Source organism: Schaalia cardiffensis F0333 (assembly GCF_005886435.1).
GTDB classification, from domain to species: Bacteria; Actinomycetota; Actinomycetes; order Actinomycetales; family Actinomycetaceae; genus Pauljensenia; species Pauljensenia cardiffensis.
The window spans coordinates 1,730,625-1,747,418 of the sequence record NZ_CP040505.1; the positions used below are offsets into that span (position 1 = coordinate 1,730,625).

Here is a 16,794-nt window from a genome sequence, read left to right on the forward strand (position 1 = left end):
TCTCCCTCACAGCCTGAAGCCGAGGACGATGGTGAGGGCGAGGATGACGCCCCCGAGGATGTAGGACGCGTAGGCGCGCACGTAGCCGTTCTGCGTCACTGAAATGAGGCGCCCCAGGCCCGCCGAGGCAGCGGCGATGCCTGTGAGGATACCGTCGATGATGAGACGATCCCCTGTGCTCGCGGTCTTCGCCAGAGCTGTGGCCGGTGCGACGAAGAGGGTCTCATTGACCTCGTCCTGGTAGAGGTCCTTGCGTGCGGCCTCGGTCAGGGCGTTGGCTGCTGGGACTGCGGTCGGGACCTCGGATGCGCCGTACATTCTCCACGCGACAAGGGTTCCGGCGATGACGAGGAGGAGGGTCGCGAGCTGAATGACGAGGACCGGCAAGACCGGTTCGACGTGCTCGACCTCGCCGGTGACGGGGGCGAGCCACTTCGTGAAGAAGTCGCCGATCGACATGAGGGCGCCGATGAGGACCGCGCCGAAAGCGAGGATGATCATCGGGATCGTCATGAGGGCGCTCGACTCGTGCGGGTGCACGCCCGATCCTTCTGCTTCAGTGGTCCACCGGGCTGTGCCGTGGAAGGTCATGAAGAAGAGTCGCGACATGTAGAAGGCGGTGAGTCCTGCGCCGAAAAGGGCGATCAGGCCGAAGAGCCACCCGGCCCAGGGCGCGTTGAGTGTGCCGAAGGAGTGGGCACTGAAGGCGGCCTCGATGATCTTGTCCTTCGACCAGAAGCCGGACAGGGGCGGGACTCCGAGGATCGCGAGCCAGCCCATCATGAAGCTCGCCCAGGTGATCTTCATGGCGGTGCGCAGCGCGCCGAAGCGGCGCATGTTCACCTGGTCGTTCATGGCGTGCATGACCGAACCGGCACCGAGGAACATGAGGGCTTTGAAGAAGCCGTGCGTGAAGAGGTGGAAGATCGCGAAGGCCCAGCCGATCGGGCCGAGTCCCGCGCCGAGCATCATGTAGCCGATCTGGCTCATGGTCGAGGCCGCGAGGACCTTCTTCATATCGTCCTTCGCGCTGCCGACGATCGCTCCGAATAGGAGGGTGATCGCGCCGACGATCGCGACGGCGCTCGCCGCGATGGGGGCGGCGGTGTAGACGGCGCCCGAACGCACGACGAGGTAGACGCCGGCGGTGACCATGGTGGCCGCGTGGATGAGAGCAGACACGGGGGTCGGGCCGGCCATGGCGTCGCCGAGCCAGGCCTGCAGGGGGAACTGCGCGGATTTACCGCAGGCTGCGACCAGGAGGAACATGCCGATCAGGGTTGCTTGGGCCTGCGGGAGGCCGGCAACACCGGCGTTGACATCCGAGAATCGGACCGAGGAGAAGTTCGCGACCATCACCATCATCGCGAGGAGCATTCCCATGTCTCCGACCCGGTTCATGAGGAAGGCCTTCTTCGCGGCGCGCGCATTCGCTGGCACACGGTTCCAGAAGCCGATGAGCAGGTAGGAGGCCAGGCCCACGCCCTCCCAGCCGACGAAGAGGACGGCGTAGGAGTCGGCGAGGACGAGGGTGAGCATCGCCGCAATGAAGAGGTTGAGGTAGGCGAAGAATCGGCGCCGATCCACGTCATGGGCCATGTAGGCGATCGAATACACGTGGATGAGCGAGCCGACGAAAGTCACGAGGACCACGAAGGTCATGGAGAGGGGGTCGACGAGGAGGCCGAAGTCCACTGAGAACTCCCCGGCGGGGATCCAGGTAAACAGGGTCCGCGTCATGCGGCGCGACGCTTCATCGACGCCGAGCATCTGGGCGACGATGAGCGCGCCCACGAGGAAGGAAGCCCAAGAGGCAATGGTGGCGAGCAGGTGACCCCAAGAGTCGCAGCGTCGCCCTAGGAGCAGGAGGATCGCGGCCGAGGCGAGCGGGACGGCGATCATGAGCCAGGCGTAAGAGGCGAAGCCGCTCGCGGCGACAGGTTCCACCACGTGGAGGGGTGCGAGGGATGCAGTCATGTGGTTCTCCTCCCTCAGTTCTTCAGCAGGTTGACATCGTCGACGCTCGTCGTGGAGCGCGACTTGAAGATGGACACGATAATCGCGAGGCCGACAACGACTTCAGCTGCGGCGACGATCATGACGAAGAAGGCCATGATTTCGCCGTTCACATCGCCGAGGATCCGAGCGAAGGTCACGAAGACGAGGTTCGCGGAGTTGAGCATGAGCTCGACTCCCATGAGGGAGATGATCGCGGAACGACGCACGAGGACGGTGACCGCGCCGATCGCGAAGAGCACCCCCGCGAGAATGAGGTACCAGGAAAGACTCACTTCTCCTCCTCCTGGGTTGAAGCGGGGGCCGCATCCTCCTCAGTGGAGGGGGCGAGCGGCTGGTCGAGGCCGCTCGGAGCGGCAGGTCCGGGCATGCCCCAGGAGCCGGAGAGGGGGATCGCTGCCGAAGCCTCGGGGGCGAAAGGCGAATCGATGACCTCTGCCCTGCGGGCGAGCATCAGCGACTGCGCGACCTCAGGGTCGACTTGCTCGATGCGGCGGTCCAAACCGCGCACGCGAATCACGCGCGGCACGGACTCTTCAACCGGGGCGAGGGTCTCACCCGAGATCGCGGGAACATCCGCCGCGTTCGAATGCGCGTACACGCCCGGAGCTGGCAGCTGGCCGATGTGACGTTTCGTCTCGGCGAAGGCGCGCATCTTCGCTTTCGCAGTCTCACGCTGGGAGATCTTCGGGCCGAGGGCGTCGGAGTGTGTCAGCAGCATCGCTCCAATGGCGGCGGTGATGAGCAGTGCTCCGGCGACCTCCATAGTGAGCCAGTGCTCGGAGAAGAGCGTTGTCGCCAAAGCGGTGATCGGCTCATCCGAATACGGGTTTTTCGGTTCAAGACCCACGGCCTCGCCCGCGAGGGTGGTGTGGGCGATGGCGGAGATGATGATCACTGCGAGGCCGAGTCCTGCGAGGATTGCGGCGACGATCAGGGATTTCGATTGGGTCGCGTAATCGTCGGTCGCGCCGATGCCGATCATCATGATGACGAAGAGGAAGAGCATCATGATGGCGCCCGTGTAGACGACGACTTGGACGATGCCAAGGAAGGGTGCCTGCTCGGTGATGTAGAGGACCGCTAGGCCGAGCATGACGCCGACCATGCTGATCGCCGCGTAGGCGGCCTTCTTGAAGAAGAGGACGCCAAGAGCGCAGGCGACCATGATGATCGCGGTGATAGAGAAGAGCACCGCCTCACCCGTTGAGCCCATGGTGGGCCATGTACCGAGAAGATTCATCGACGTGCCTCCTTCGCTGCGGCCTCGGCGGAAGCGATAGTCGGGTCGTCGGGGCGGTGCTCCTTGACCCAGTCGATCTGCGTCTGCGTTGGGCCGGTGACTTCACCACGGTAGTAGTCGCCGTCGCACAGTCCCTCAACCATCGGGTGCGGCGCGGCGAGCATCCCCTCTTTGAGGGGCACGAGCAGATCCTGTTTCTCGTAGATGTCCGCCGCGCGATCATAAACGGCGAGCTCGAACTCGTTACTCATGGTGAGTGCGCGGGTCGGACATGCCTCCATGCACAGTCCGCAGAAAATGCAGCGCAGGTAGTTGATCTGATACACCCTGCCGAAACGCTCCCCCGGGGAATACTGGCCTTCGGGCGTGTTCGCCCCGGCTTCGACGAAGATCGCATCAGCCGGGCACGCCCAAGCGCAGAGTTCACAGCCAATGCATTTTTCAAGGCCATCCGCGTAGCGGTTGAGCTGGTGGCGGCCGTGGAAGCGCGGTTGGACGCGGGCCTGTTCACGCGGATACTGCTCGGTGACGGTTTTACGGAAGAAAGAAGAGATCGTGACGCCGTAGCCGGCGATCGGGGCGAAGAACTCCGCGATGGGGCCCTTCGGGTCGTGCTCGAAGCGCATCTCCTCGCCCTTATCGGTGTTCTTACTCATCGGAGCCCTCCTTCGAAGGGGTGACGACGATCGGATTGCGGCCCTGACGCGAGGAGGCGATGGGCGTCTGACCGGGCAGGGGCGGGACGGGGAAACCGTCGGCGAAGCCGGTGTACTCCTCATCGGATGGCTTGGGCCGCTGCTCGGGCTCGCCCTTGTCGGTGATCCACATGATGAGCATGATGAGCCCGAACACTGCGACGATCACTGCGCCCAGGACCGGCAGGGAAACCTCCACCCAGGCGGTGATGCCGCGGACGATCGCAACGGCGACGAGCCAGACGAGGGCGATCGGCATGAGCCACTTCCAGCCGAGAGTCATGAACTGGTCGTAGCGGAAACGCAGGAGGGTCGCACGGGTCCAGATGAGTAGGAACATGAAGAACCACATCTTGAGGAAGAACCACAGCATTCCCCACCAGCCCTCGTTGAAGAAGGCGAAGAAGGAGAAGGGCAGGGGCGCATGCCATCCGCCGAGGAACATGGTGGTCGCAACCGCGGAGACATTGAGCATGTTCACGTATTCGGACAGGTAGTACCAGCCGAATTTCATCGAGGAGTACTCGGTCATGTGACCGGCGACGAGTTCGCCCTCGGCCTCGGGAAGGTCGAAGGGGAGGCGGTTGACCTCGCCAGTCGCGGAAATGCAGTAGACGAGGAAAGCGGGAATCAATGCGAAGGCCCACCAGACATTGCCCTGAGAGGCGACGATCTGCGATGTCGACATTGTCCCCGACATGAGGAACACGGAAACGAGGGCCATGCCCATGGCGAGTTCATAGGAGATCACCTGGGCGGAGGAACGGACCGCGCCGTAGAGGGGAAGGGTCGAGCGAGTCGACCAGCCGCCGAGGACCACGCCGTACAAGCCCAGGGAGGTGATCGCGAGGATGTAGAGCGTCGCGACGGGCATGTCGGCGAGCTGCAGGGGGCTCGAGTGGCCGAAAAGATTGACATTCGGGCCCATCGGGATCACCCCGAAGACGCTGAAAGCGGAGAAGGCCGCGATCGCGGGGGCGAGGAAGTAGAGGAACTTGTCGGAGCGACGCGTCCACATGTCTTCCTTGAACAAGAGCTTGCCCGCATCCGCGAAGGCCTGGAACAGGCCGAGGGGGCCTGCAACATTCGGTCCGGGACGGGTCTGCATACGACCGAGGCCGCGTCGCTCGACCCATAGGGCAAGCAGAACGTTGACAATCAGGTAGACGATGATGAACACCGCTTTGAGCAGCGTCAACCACCAGGTCTCCTCAGAGAAGTCGGATGCGGTGTAGTTGGGAACCGCGTTGAGCAGAAGATTCACCGGGCCACCTCCCCAGTGGCGCTGAGAGTCACGAGGGCACCGGCGGTGCCGAGTGACTGATGGACGAGGGACCCCTGCGAGCATTCCGGAACCCACACGACCGAGTCGGGCAGATCCGCTGCGAAAGCGGGCAGTTCAATGGAGCCGCGCTCATTTGTGAGCGTGAGTGCGCAGCCGGGGGCAACGCCTGCAGCGGCGAGAGTGTTCTCGGAGGCGAGGATGATCGGGCGGCGGGCTGAGCCTGCGAGCCAGGGGGCGCCATCTTGGAGGCGGCCCGCGTCAAGCATTGGCTTGTGGGTCGCGAGGATCGCCTGGCCCGCATCGACCGGCGTCGGGGCCGGGGCGCTAAGAGGCGTGAACTCTTCACGGGCCCCCGAAGAGTCCATGAGGGTGTTCGCCTCTTCATACAGGTCCGTCAAAGCCGTGACGCCCAGATCCACGCCGAACTCTTCGGCGAGCCTGGTGAAGACCTCGCGATCCGTGAGGGAACGGGCGGAAATCGCCTGGCCGAAGGGGCGCAGGCGCCCCTCCCAGTTGATGAAGGTCCCGTTCTTCTCCGTCGGGGTAGCGACGGGGAGGACCACGTCCGCGAGTTCAGTGACATCGGAGGTGCGCACTTCGAGTGACACGAGGAAGGGAACGGCCTCGAAGGCGCGCAGAGCACCGGCCGGGTCTTCGAAGTCTCGCACGTCAACGCCACCGACCACGAGGGCGGAAACACTGGAGTTGATGGCGCCTTCAAGCTGGGCGGACGCATCCAGGCCGCGGGCCTGAGGCAGTGTCCAGCCCATCTGCTCGCGAGAAGCGGCATCATCGAGGGGACGTCCAAAAGGCAGCAGGCCCGGAAGGAGACCCGCTTCAATCGCGCCGCGGTCTCCGGCTCGGCGCGGAACCCATTGGAGGCGCGCGCCCGTACGCTCGGCCAATTCGAGAGCGGCGGAGAGCAGGCCGGGGGCGCGAGCCGCACGCTCGCCCACGAGGATGACTCCACCCTTCAAAGCCTCCACCAAGTCGGCGTTCTGCCCGCCCTCGGCGATAGAGGCAAGAACCTCAGCTTCAGTGCCCGGAGCTGCGCGCAGCAGCCTCGCCGACAGTTTCGCCGACCCCTTGGAGGTGAAAGGCGCGACGCTCGTGACTTTCAGGCCGCCCTTGAGGACTGCCTTGCGCAGGCGCAAGAAGATCGCGCCGCATTCATCTTCGGGCTCGAAAGCGACGAGGAGGACCTGCCTGGCCTTCTCCAGATCCGCATAGCTCACACCCAGACCAGATCCGGCAACCTTTGAGGCGAGGAAGGAACGCTCCTCTTCGGAAAGGACACGCGAACGGAAGTCGATGGAATCGGAGCCGACGACGGTGCGCGCGAACTTCGACCACGCCCAAGCGTCCTCGAAAGTGAGGCGCCCACCGGGAAGGAAGCCGACCTGACCCTTCGCCGCCTCAAGGCCTTTGCGGACCACGTCGAGGGCATCGGACCAGGAGGTCGGGACGAGGGCGCCATCAACGCGAACGAGCGGCGTCTTCAGGCGTGATTCCTTCTCCCATTCGAAAGCGAAGCGGTCCTTGTCGGTGATCCACTCCTCGTTGACCTCGGGCTCGTTCCCGGCCATGCGGCGCACGACCTCGCCGCGGCGGATGTCGACGCGGATCGCAGAACCGGAGGCGTCATGCTCGGTGACCGAAGCGGTGGACACGAGGTCGAAGGGGCGTGCACGGAAACGGTAGGAGGCTGCAGTCAGAGCACCGACCGGGCAGATCTGCACGATATTGCCCGAGAAGTAGGACGCGAAAGCACGCCCGGACTGGTCGCGATCGGCCTCCGTGAGTTCGCCGCAGTTGAGGGCACCGAGGAGCCCGGCTTCACCGTAGGGGCCGGAAAACTCAGGGGCGCTGTGCTCTTTGCCTTTGGGATCGTGAAAATCGAGGGTGGTGGTGTCGAAGCCGCCGATCTGCTCGGCCATGAAGTAGTGCTCGTCCGTGGGGGCAGAGCCCCCGCCTCGGCCCTGAAGGTCGAGGAAGACGTCACCGGAGATCTCCTTGCCGAAGCGCACGCAGCGCTGGCACAGGATGCAGCGCTCACGGTCGAGGAGGATCTGACTGGTCAGGCGAAGGGGTTTGCGGTAGCTGCGCTTCGCATCCGTGAAACGAGATGTGGCGCGCCCATCCGTCATCGCCTGATTCTGCAGGGGGCATTCCCCGCCTTTGTCGCAGATCGGGCAGTCGAGGGGGTGGTTGATGAGGAGGAACTCCATGACCCCGTGCTGCGCCTTCTTGGCGACCTCGGAGGTGAACTGGGTCTTCACGACCATTCCCGGGGTGACGGCCTGCGCGCAGGAGGGCTGGGGCTTGGGCATGAAACGCAGCTCACCCGTGTTGCGGTCCGGCATCCCGACCTCGACGAGGCACTGGCGGCAGGCCGCGACGGGCTTGAGGAGCGGGTGGTCACAAAAACGCGGGATGCGGATCCCGGCCTGTTCGGCGGCCCTGATAACGAGAGTGCCCTGGGGGACGCTCACTTCGACGTCGTCGATGGTGACGGTGACCATGGTGGGAGCGTCGCTCATCGGACACCTCCTCGCGCGTAGACGGCGGATGCCTCGTAGGGGAAGAGTTCACGGGCCGCAGTGTTCAGCCCGGCTTCGAATTCTTCACGGAACTTCTTGATACCCGAGGTGATCGGCGTTGCTGCGGCGTCTCCGAGCGGGCAGAAGGAGCGTCCCGCGATGTTGTGGGCGATCTCGTCGAGCAGATCCACATCGCCGGGAAGGCCCTGGCCCTTTTCGAGGCGGTACATGATCTGCTTGATCCAATAGGTGCCCTCACGGCAGGGAGTGCACTTGCCGCAGGACTCGTGCTGGTAGAACTCTGCCCAACGGGTGACGACGCGGACAACGGAGACCGTCTCGTCGAAGACTTGGAGAGCACGGGTGCCGAGCATGGAACCCGCGGCGCCCACCGATTCGTAGTCGAGTGGAATGTCCAGCTCGGCTTCGGTGAAGATCGGGGTTGAGGAGCCTCCCGGGGTCCAGAACTTCAGGGTGTGGCCCTCGCGGATGCCGCCCGCCATGTCGATGAGTTCACGCATTGTGATGCCGAAGGGGGCTTCGAACTGGCCGGGGTTCTTCACGTGTCCGGACAGGGAGAAGATGCCGTGGCCTTTCGACTTCTCCGTGCCCATTGAGGAGTACCACTCGGGGGAGTTGCGGAAAATCCCGACGACCTGCGCGATCGACTCGACATTGTTCACGACCGTCGGGCGGGCGTACAGGCCTGCGACCGCGGGGAAGGGGGGTTTGATGCGCGGGTGGCCGCGTCGGCCCTCGAGGGAGTCGAGGAGCGCGGATTCTTCGCCGCAAATGTAGGCGCCAGCGCCCGCGTGCGCGGTGATCTCCAGGTCCGAGAGGATTCCCGCCTCCTTTGCCTCCTTGATGGCGTTGAGGAGCCTGCGGTACACGTGGACGACTTCGCCGCGCAGGTAGATGAAAGCGTGACGGCAGTTGATCGCCCTTGAGGTGATCGCAACGCCCTCGATGAGCACATGCGGGTTCGCCATGATCGTGGGGATGTCTTTGCAGGTTCCCGGCTCGGACTCATCGGCGTTGACGACGAGGTAGCGGGCACGACCATCATCGGGCGGCAGGAAGGACCATTTGAGGCCCGTCGGGAAGCCCGCGCCGCCGCGGCCGCGAAGACCGGAGGCCTTGACCGCGTTGACGATCTCAGCGGCCTCCATGGTGTTCGCGCGTTTGAGGCCTTCGTAGCCTCCGCGCGACAGGTAGGAGTCGAGCGTCCACGAGCGTTCCTCATCCCATCCTTTCGTCAGGATCGGGGTGAGGGGGCCGGGTGTTGCGAATGTCGTCATTCTTGTTCGCCTCCCTTGGTGTCGTCGAGGGCGAGGGGTTCGCTCCAACCCTTTTCGGCGGCGATGCGCAGGCCGAGGAGGGAGGGCTCACCCGCAGAGGGGCCTTCGTTTTCGTGTCCGTCGAGGAATCCGGCGAGGGTGCGCTCGTTTTCCTTGAAGGTCGGGACCTCTTGGGCGCCGCGCGTGGGGCGGGCGGGGCGCCCGGCTTCGAGATCATCGACGAGGGCGATAGCGGATTCGGGGGTCTGGTTGTCGAAGAACTCCCAGTTCACCATGACGACCGGCGCGTAATCGCAGGCCGCGTTACATTCAATGCGTTCCAGGGTGATGCGCCCCGATTCGTTCGTCTCATCGGAGCCGACGCCGACGTGTGCGGAGACGGCCTCCCAGATCGCGTCTCCACCCATGACGGCGCACAGCGAGTTGGTGCACACTCCGACGAGGTAGTCGCCGGTGGGGTGGCGCTTGTACTGGGTGTAGAAGGTGGCGACGGCGCTGACTTCGGCGCGCGTGATCCCCAGGATGTCGGCGATGAGGGCGATGCCATCGGGGCTGACGTAGCCGTCCTGGGACTGGACGAGGTGGAGCATCGGGAGCAGCGCCGAACGGGAGTGCCCGCTCGGGTAGCGGCCGATGATCTCGGCAGAATCGGCTCGCAGTCGAGCCTCGACTTCCTCGGTGTAACTCATCGGTCGACGCCTCCCAAGACCGGGTCGATTGCGGCCAGGGAAACGACGACGTCGGCCAGCTGGCCGCCCTCGGTCATCATGGCCAGTGCTTGAAGATTCGCGAAGGAAGGATCGCGGAAGTGTGCGCGGAAGGGGCGGGTCCCGCCGTCGGAGACGAGGTGGACGCCGAGGATGCCCTTCGCGTGCTCGACCGTCTGGTAGACCTGTCCGGCCGGAACGGTGAATCCTTCGGTGACGAGCTTGAAGTGGTGGATCAGGGATTCCATGGAGGAGCCCATGACCTCGCGGATGTGCTCAAGGGAGTTGCCCTGCCCGTCGCTTGCGACGGAGAGCTGCGCGGGCCAGGCGATCATCGGGTCTGCGACCATCACCGGGGCGCCCTCGCACTTTTCGAGGCGCTCGAGGGCCTGGTAGATGATGCGCAGCGACTGGTAGCACTCGTCGAAGCGGACCATGGTGCGGTTGTAGACATCGGACTGGTCGGCAACGGGAATATCGAAGTCGAAAGTCTCGTAGCCGCAGTAGGGCTGGGACTTGCGAAGGTCCATGGGAAGGCCCGCGGCACGAACACCCGGGCCCGTGGTGCCCAGGGCCATGAGGGCGCTCAGCGGCATGACCGCCACATCGCACAGGCGCTTTTTGAAGATCGGGTTGGCGCGAGTGAGGTCTTCGAGTTCACCGATGTCGTGTCGGCACTTGGGAAGGAGTTCGCGGATGTAGTCGATGGTGCCTTCGCCGATGTCTTGGACGACGCCGCCGGGGCGGATGTAGGCGTGGTTCATGCGAAGGCCCGTGATGCGTTCGAAGATCCTGAGGATCTCCTCGCGGCCGCGGAAGGCGATCGTCATGATCGTTGTCGCGCCCATCTCATTGCCGGTCGAGCCGATGGCGACGAGGTGGGAGGCGATGCGTGAGAGTTCCATCATCATGACGCGGATGAGGCTGGCCCTCTCCGGGATGTCATCGGTGATGCCGAGGAGTTTTTCGACGGCGAGGCAGTAGGCGGCCTCCTGGAAGAGGGGGGCGACGTAGTCCATGCGGGTGCACAGGGTCGTGCCCTGGGTGAAGGTCCGGTATTCCATCGTCTTCTCAATGCCGGTGTGCAGGTAACCGGTGTCGACGCGGGTTTCGCGGACGGTTTCTCCGTCGAGTTCGAGGATGAGGCGCAGGACGCCGTGAGTCGAGGGGTGGACTGGACCCATGTTGACGACGATGCGCTCCGAGGAGATCTTCTCGATCTCGTTGAGGATGTCCGCCCAGTCGCCTCCCTGGGTCATGACCTCGGGGATCTCATCGGTGTTGAGGGCGGCACCTGAGGCGGCCGCGTGGAAGTTCGGGGTGCTCATCACTTGTACGACCTCCGCGTATCGGCGGGCGCAATGGTGGCGCCCTTGTATTCGACGGGGATGCCGCCGAGCGGGTAGTCCTTGCGCTGGGGGTGTCCGACCCAGTCATCGGGCAGGGCGGTGCGCGTCAGCGAGGGGTGCCCATCGAAGACAATGCCGATGAGGTCCCAGGTTTCGCGTTCTTGCCAGTCGTTTCCGGGGTAGATGGACACGATGGAGGGGATGTGCGGGTCGGCGTCGGGGCAGGTGACTTCGAGGCGGATCATGCGGTTGTGGGTGATCGACCAGAAGGGGTAGATCGCGTGCAATTCGCGTCCCTCGTCTGAGGGGTAGTGGACGCCGTTGGTGCCCAGGCACATTTCGAAGCGCAGGTCGTTGTCGTCCCGAAGGTATTTCGCGACCCGCACGATGTGCTCGCGTGCGATGAAGATCGTGAGTTCGCCCCGGTCGACGACGACTTTTTCGATGACGTCCTTGATGTCGAGGCCGTCGGCGCTCAGGAGTTCTTCGAGGACGTCGACGACGGTGTCGAACCAGGAGCCGTAGGGGCGGGGGGATTCGCCGGGCAGGAAGCTTTCGGTGACGAGGCCGGAGAATCCGCTCGTGTCGGGGAACATGCCGTGGCGACGGGTGATGAGCTCGGGCGGAGCGAAGGCCCTGAGGGGGGCGACCCCGGTGGCGTCGCTGGGCGTGACGAGTTCGTCGCTCATGCGAGGAGTCCCTTCATCTGGTGGGTCGGGGTGGCGGCGAGCGCTGCCTGCTCGGCCTTGCGCGCGATTTCGCGGCGGTTGACGCCCAGGGGTTCTTTGCCGATCTGTTCGCGCAGCACGAGAACCGCGTGGATGAGGGCTTCGGGGCGCGGCGGACAGCCGGGGAGGTAGACGTCAACGGGCACGATGTGGTCGCATCCTTGGACGACGGCGTAGTTGTTGAACATGCCGCCTGAGGAGGCGCAGGCGCCCATGGAGATGACCCACTTGGGTTCGGGCATGGAGTCGTAGACGCGGCGAATCACGGGCGCCATCTTGTGGGAGACGCGCCCCGAGACGATCATCATGTCGGAGTGGCGCGGCGAGGCGCGGAAGACTTCCAGGCCGAAGCGCGACATGTCGAATCGGGGGGTACCTGCGGCCATCATTTCGATGGCGCAGCAGGCCAGGCCCATGGTGACGGGCCACTGGCTGTATTTGCGTGCAAGGCCGAGGACCTTCTCGATACTCGTCAGCGCAACGCCGGCGGGCAGGCTTTCTTCAAGACCCATTGGTTGTTCCTTCCTGTCCCTCAGTAATCGAGTCCGCCGCGACGCCACTCGTAGGCGTAGGGAACGGTGATGAGCGCGATGAAGGTCAGCATGGCGATGAGCCCGAAGAGGCCGAGCTGGTTGAAGCTCACGGCCCAGGGGTACATGAAGACGACTTCAATGTCGAAGATGATGAAGGTCATCGCGACGAGGTAGTAGCGGACCGGGAATCGGCCCTCGTGCAGGTGTGCGGAGGTCGGTTCGATTCCGCATTCGTAGTTATCGGCCTTCGTCTGTGATTTCTTCGTCGGTCCAAGGATGGCGGAGGCGACCAGGCCGCCGAAGGCCAGGACGAGTGCCGCCGCAGCCATGATGAGCAGCGGGAAATAGGGATTCGTCATCTTTCCTCCATGGATCGATCGAGGTTGGTGCCCTTGTGGTTCATAGGGAGGGCACCAGACGTGTGAGCATTGTGATGAGGCGATCGTCGAGGTCGCCGCCCTTGCGTTCGTAGCCGTCGGACAAGAGTTTGTTGACGAAGGTCATGAGACGCGGGATCGGCAGGCCCTTGTTCGTGCACAGCTGCATGATCTGCGGTTTTTCGATGAGGGCGACGAAGATCCGTCCGAGTTGGTAGTAGCCGCCGTATTCTTCGCGCAGCAGCTCGGGGTATTCGCTCATTGCCCGGTCGAAGCCCGCCCGGCTGTGGCGCGAGAGAGCTTGGGCGGCGCAGTGGGCGGCGAAACGACCGGCTTTGAGGGCCGGGGCGATTCCCTCGCCGTTGAAGGGCGAGACCATGCCGCCTGCGTCGCCGACGAGGACGAGGCCGGAAATGTAGTGGGGTGAGCGGTTGAAGCTCATCGGCAGGGCTGCGGAACGCAATGGGCCGATCTGGTTTTCAGCGGTGAAGCCCCAGTGTTCGGGCAGGTTCGCGGTCCACTGTTCGAAGATCTTCTTGTAGGGCAGCTGGGTCGCGTTCGCCGTGGAGGATACGGAGCCGAGGCCGACGTTGACGACGCCTGCGCCCATGGGGAAGATCCAGCCGTATCCGGGAAGGAGTTCGGATTTTCCGGGTTCACCGTTCCACAGTTCGAGGTGGGTTTCCATGAACTCTTCTTCGCCGCGTGGGCTGTGGAAGTAGGCGCGTGCAGCGACCCCCATGGGGCGATTGTGTTTCTTCTCCAGGCCCAGCAAGGTCGCCAGGCGCGCAGCGACTCCTCCGCAATCGGCGACGAGTTTGGCGTGGACGCTGAATTCGCGCGCCTTATCGCCTCGGCCGATGCGGGCATTCACGCCGAGGACGCGCCCGGTGGCGTCTTGGATTGCGCCGGTGACTGTTGCACCTTCGATGAGGCGGGCCCCGGCCTGGCGGGCTCGGGTGATGAGTTCGTGGTCGAGTTGTGTGCGGGCGCGAGTCATCCCGTAGCCGGGGAGGGATTTCTGGTCGGGCCAGCCCAGGGTCATGGTGTGTCCGCCGCCGATGACGGTCAGGCCGCGGTTGCGGGTCCACTCGGAGGTGTCCATTCCCATGAGGATGAGTTCGTGGACGGCTGCGGGGGTGAGTCCGTCTCCGCAGATCTTGTCGCGGGGAAATTGGGCTTTTTCGAGGACGAGGACGTCGATGCCCAGGGAGGCGAGGTGGTAGGCGGTGGAGGCTCCAGCGGGGCCTGCGCCGACGACGACCACGTCGGCCGTCATTGTGCCAGGTAGGTCATCGACCACTGGTAGTCCTCCCAAGTGTTGCGCAGCCCTTGGCTGCGCAGATGTGCAAAGCGGAGCGGTGTGCACTGCACCGCATTCCGATTCGCTAGCCTAGCCCTTTCCGTGAGGGTGTTGCTCCGCGGCTTGTAATTGCGCTATTCGCATGGTTTTTCTGCGCTTGCGAGGCGAAAAGCAGAAGACATTTTAGAAAAGGAAGGCGCACCTAATTCGCTGCGTCTTCCTCTTCCCTTTTCCTTGCCGAGGCGCGCAGGCCTCAGGGCAGGGGCTTGACCGCCCGATGCAGGGCCGCGATACCGCCCGTCAGGTTGCGGTATTCGACCGAGGCCCAGCCGTTTCGGGCGATCATCTCGCCGATTGTGCGCTGGTCGGGCCAATCGCGGATCGACTCGACGAGATAGTCGTAGGCGGCCTCGTCGGAAGAGAAGGCCTTCGCAAGATATTTGAGGACACTCGACTGGTAGCACTCGTAAAGGGAGCGGAAAAGCGGATTCGGCGGAGTGGAGAATTCGCAGACGACGAGACGCCCTTTGGGACGCACGACGCGAGCCATTTCCCTCAAAGTCAGCTCCGGGTCGGGAATATTGCGCAAACCCCAGGAAATCGTCACAACATCGAAGGAGGCTTCCTCGAAAGGCAGTTCCATCGCATTGCCCTGGATGAACTCAATATCGGGGTGGCGTTTACGTCCGACCTCGATCATCCCTTCAGACAGGTCGCAGGCAGTCACCTCCGCCCCCGCTTTCGCGAGCACCGCGCAAGAGGCTCCGGTTCCTGCGGCCACGTCGAGGACCTTCTCGCCTGGCAGGGGCGCAACTGCATTGCGGAAGGCCTTCATCCACACGCGGTCCATCCCGCCGGTCATGATGAGGTCCATGAGGTCGTAGCGTTCGGCCACGTGGTCGAACATGGAGGCGATCTCACTGGGCGCCTTGGTCAGATCTGCACGCAGGACAGGGGAATCGGCTGGCATCATGGGTCAATCATCCCACGCCTGGCCCTTGACCTCAGGGTGGCGAAGAAGCTGAGGAGGGTGGGCGGGTGTTCACGCGCGTAGGATGGTCGCCATGCCGAACGCCTCCACGACCGAGTCCCTCCACGCCAGAGCCGTCTCGCTCGCGGGCACGCAATGGGCGGACACTCCTCCGCTTCATTTCCTCCCCGAGGACCCCCGCGAGGATGCTGTAGCCCTGGCGTGGTTGGGTTTCAGGTGTCAGATGGTCGGCTGGGGGCGCGCAGCCGCATGGAAGGGCTCGGGTGTTCATGCGATTGGCGAGGCCGGGGCCTGGTGGGATCGTCTTCGCGCGGCCTCGAGCGTGAGTGTGGATGTTCATGGCCCACACTCGAAAGACCGGGATTCGGGCGAGCGGACTTCACGCGCCCCACTCTCGGGCGACTCGCTTTCGGGCGACTCGCTTTCGGGCGACTCGCTTTCGGGCGACTCGCTTTCGGGCGACTCTCCTTCGGCTGAAGCGGCTTCACACCTCGAGCGGGCTCTTCCTTCCTTTCCCATCGCCTTCGGTTCCTTTGGTTTTTCAGCTCGAACAGAGTCAACGCTCATCGTCCCGAGTTTCCTCCTGATCGACACTCCTGAGGGGCGCTGGGCGGTTTCCATCTCCTCGTCCTCGCCGATGCCCGATCCCCTCGAAGTCCTCGCTTCCACAACTCCCACATCCCCCAGGCCCCCGCGTGGACTGCGCACCGATGTGGGGCGCATGACTCAAAGGGAGTGGCGGGCCTCCGTTGAGGCGCTCGCGGCGAGGCTGAGGGCCGGTGACGCTTCGAAAGCGGTCATGACCCGCGACATGCTAGTGCGCGCAGATTCTGCGATCACTGTCCACTACCTGCTCGAACGCCTCGACTCTCTCTACCCGCAGACCTGGAGGTTCTGCGTAGATTCACTCATCGGCGCATCCCCGGAGATGCTGGGTTCCGCAGCCGATGGCGTCTTGCATTCTCGGGTCCTTGCGGGCACCTCTCCCGCTGGGCGGGGTGCCGAGCTTTTGGAGTCGGAGAAGAATCTGCGCGAGCATACGCTCGCAGTCGAGTCCGTGGCCTCAGCGCTGCGCCCGATCGTCGACGACCTGCAAGTGCCTGAGACCCCTTTCATCTTGGATCTTCCTAATGTTGCGCATCTGGCGAGCGATGTTCAAGCCCGTTTAGGTGAGCTCTCCCTTCTGGAGGCCGTGGCGGCCCTGCACCCGACGGCTGCAGTGTGCGGAACCCCGAGGGATCTTGCTCTTGAACTCCTCGAAGAGCACGAGCGCACCGAAAGGGGCCGCTATTCCGGCCCCGTCGGCTGGGTTGATGCGAACGGCGAAGGCGAGTTCTGTATTGCGCTGCGCTGCGGAGCGCTCGAGGAGGAGGGAAGGGCACTGAGGATCTTCGCCGGGGGCGGCATCATGCCCGACTCCGATCCGGGCGAGGAGTTGGCGGAGACTCGAAGGAAGATGGCTCCCCTGCTCGACGCTTTGGGCGTAGACACCACGGCATAGGAACACCAGCCGAAAGCACGCACAGCCCGGGTGTCTCGGGCCCGGCAAGCTCCGTCCACACGAGTGCTTGAGAGTGATTCTGAATATAGGCCGGGCACCTTCGCCGCCGAGTTCAGCGCGGCGAACGCGAGTGCTTGAGTGTGCTTCTGAACAAGCAGGGCCCCGCTCCCAAGAAGGACCGTACCCTCGGAGCCCGAGAAGAGCCGCTGCCCCTTGCTGCAAGACAAT

Annotated in this window: 15 protein-coding genes; 1 reads left to right on the forward strand and 14 read right to left on the reverse strand. The window is 64.1% G+C overall.

Annotated features, from left to right (window positions below; translation table 11 throughout):
• Positions 1 to 6 precede the first annotated feature (6 nt).
• From nuoL to FFA61_RS07305, 14 genes are all read right to left on the reverse strand, one after another.
• Positions 7 to 1,977 carry an NADH-quinone oxidoreductase subunit L gene (gene nuoL, locus FFA61_RS07240; RefSeq protein ID WP_005963446.1) on the reverse strand — a complete coding sequence of 657 codons (1,971 nt, stop codon included), beginning with the start codon at positions 1,975 to 1,977 and terminating at the stop codon, positions 7 to 9.
• Positions 1,978 to 1,991: 14 nt separating this feature from the next.
• Positions 1,992 to 2,291 (reverse strand): NADH-quinone oxidoreductase subunit NuoK, encoded by a 300-nt coding sequence (gene nuoK / locus FFA61_RS07245; protein WP_005963444.1) that lies wholly within the window; start codon positions 2,289 to 2,291, stop codon positions 1,992 to 1,994.
• On the reverse strand, positions 2,288 to 3,259 hold the full coding sequence (locus FFA61_RS07250; RefSeq protein WP_005963443.1) for an NADH-quinone oxidoreductase subunit J: 972 nt from the start codon (positions 3,257 to 3,259) through the stop codon (positions 2,288 to 2,290). Before FFA61_RS07250 ends, nuoK begins: the two co-directional genes overlap by 4 nt.
• Positions 3,256 to 3,915 (reverse strand): NADH-quinone oxidoreductase subunit NuoI, encoded by a 660-nt coding sequence (nuoI, locus tag FFA61_RS07255; protein ID WP_005963441.1) that lies wholly within the window; start codon positions 3,913 to 3,915, stop codon positions 3,256 to 3,258. The genes FFA61_RS07250 and nuoI overlap by 4 nt, the downstream gene beginning before the upstream one ends.
• Positions 3,908 to 5,218 carry an NADH-quinone oxidoreductase subunit NuoH gene (nuoH, locus tag FFA61_RS07260; RefSeq protein WP_005963439.1) on the reverse strand — a complete coding sequence of 437 codons (1,311 nt, stop codon included), beginning with the start codon at positions 5,216 to 5,218 and terminating at the stop codon, positions 3,908 to 3,910. Before nuoH ends, nuoI begins: the two co-directional genes overlap by 8 nt.
• Positions 5,215 to 7,779 (reverse strand): NADH-quinone oxidoreductase subunit G, encoded by a 2,565-nt coding sequence (locus FFA61_RS07265; RefSeq protein ID WP_005963437.1) that lies wholly within the window; start codon positions 7,777 to 7,779, stop codon positions 5,215 to 5,217. The genes nuoH and FFA61_RS07265 overlap by 4 nt, the downstream gene beginning before the upstream one ends.
• Complete coding sequence (gene nuoF / locus FFA61_RS07270; RefSeq protein WP_005963435.1) at positions 7,776 to 9,077, reverse strand: NADH-quinone oxidoreductase subunit NuoF; 1,302 nt, start codon at positions 9,075 to 9,077, stop codon at positions 7,776 to 7,778. Before nuoF ends, FFA61_RS07265 begins: the two co-directional genes overlap by 4 nt.
• Entirely contained in the window at positions 9,074 to 9,766 is a 693-nt protein-coding gene (gene nuoE, locus FFA61_RS07275; RefSeq protein ID WP_005963433.1) for an NADH-quinone oxidoreductase subunit NuoE, read from the reverse strand. The genes nuoF and nuoE overlap by 4 nt, the downstream gene beginning before the upstream one ends.
• Positions 9,763 to 11,112, reverse strand: coding sequence for an NADH-quinone oxidoreductase subunit D (locus FFA61_RS07280; protein WP_005963431.1), 1,350 nt, complete (start codon positions 11,110 to 11,112; stop codon positions 9,763 to 9,765). Before FFA61_RS07280 ends, nuoE begins: the two co-directional genes overlap by 4 nt.
• Positions 11,112 to 11,822 (reverse strand): NADH-quinone oxidoreductase subunit C, encoded by a 711-nt coding sequence (locus FFA61_RS07285; RefSeq protein ID WP_005963429.1) that lies wholly within the window; start codon positions 11,820 to 11,822, stop codon positions 11,112 to 11,114. The genes FFA61_RS07280 and FFA61_RS07285 overlap by 1 nt, the downstream gene beginning before the upstream one ends.
• Positions 11,819 to 12,373, reverse strand: a complete 555-nt coding sequence (locus FFA61_RS07290; protein ID WP_005963427.1) for an NADH-quinone oxidoreductase subunit B — start codon at positions 12,371 to 12,373, stop codon at positions 11,819 to 11,821. Before FFA61_RS07290 ends, FFA61_RS07285 begins: the two co-directional genes overlap by 4 nt.
• 20 nt (positions 12,374 to 12,393) lie before the next feature.
• Complete coding sequence (locus FFA61_RS07295; RefSeq protein WP_005963425.1) at positions 12,394 to 12,753, reverse strand: NADH-quinone oxidoreductase subunit A; 360 nt, start codon at positions 12,751 to 12,753, stop codon at positions 12,394 to 12,396.
• Positions 12,754 to 12,793: 40 nt separating this feature from the next.
• A complete protein-coding gene (locus FFA61_RS07300) occupies positions 12,794 to 14,050 on the reverse strand; it encodes a geranylgeranyl reductase family protein (protein WP_005963423.1) in 1,257 nt (418 codons plus the stop codon).
• Positions 14,051 to 14,327: 277 nt separating this feature from the next.
• Positions 14,328 to 15,047 (reverse strand): class I SAM-dependent methyltransferase, encoded by a 720-nt coding sequence (locus FFA61_RS07305; RefSeq protein ID WP_005963422.1) that lies wholly within the window; start codon positions 15,045 to 15,047, stop codon positions 14,328 to 14,330.
• Between the two features lie 91 nt (positions 15,048 to 15,138).
• Here FFA61_RS07305 and FFA61_RS07310 point away from each other — a divergent pair, with 91 nt between their 5' ends.
• The gene (locus tag FFA61_RS07310) at positions 15,139 to 16,566 is read left to right on the forward strand and encodes an isochorismate synthase (protein ID WP_242600882.1); all 1,428 of its coding nucleotides are present in this window, start codon (positions 15,139 to 15,141) and stop codon (positions 16,564 to 16,566) included.
• The last annotated feature ends 228 nt before the right edge of the window (positions 16,567 to 16,794 follow it).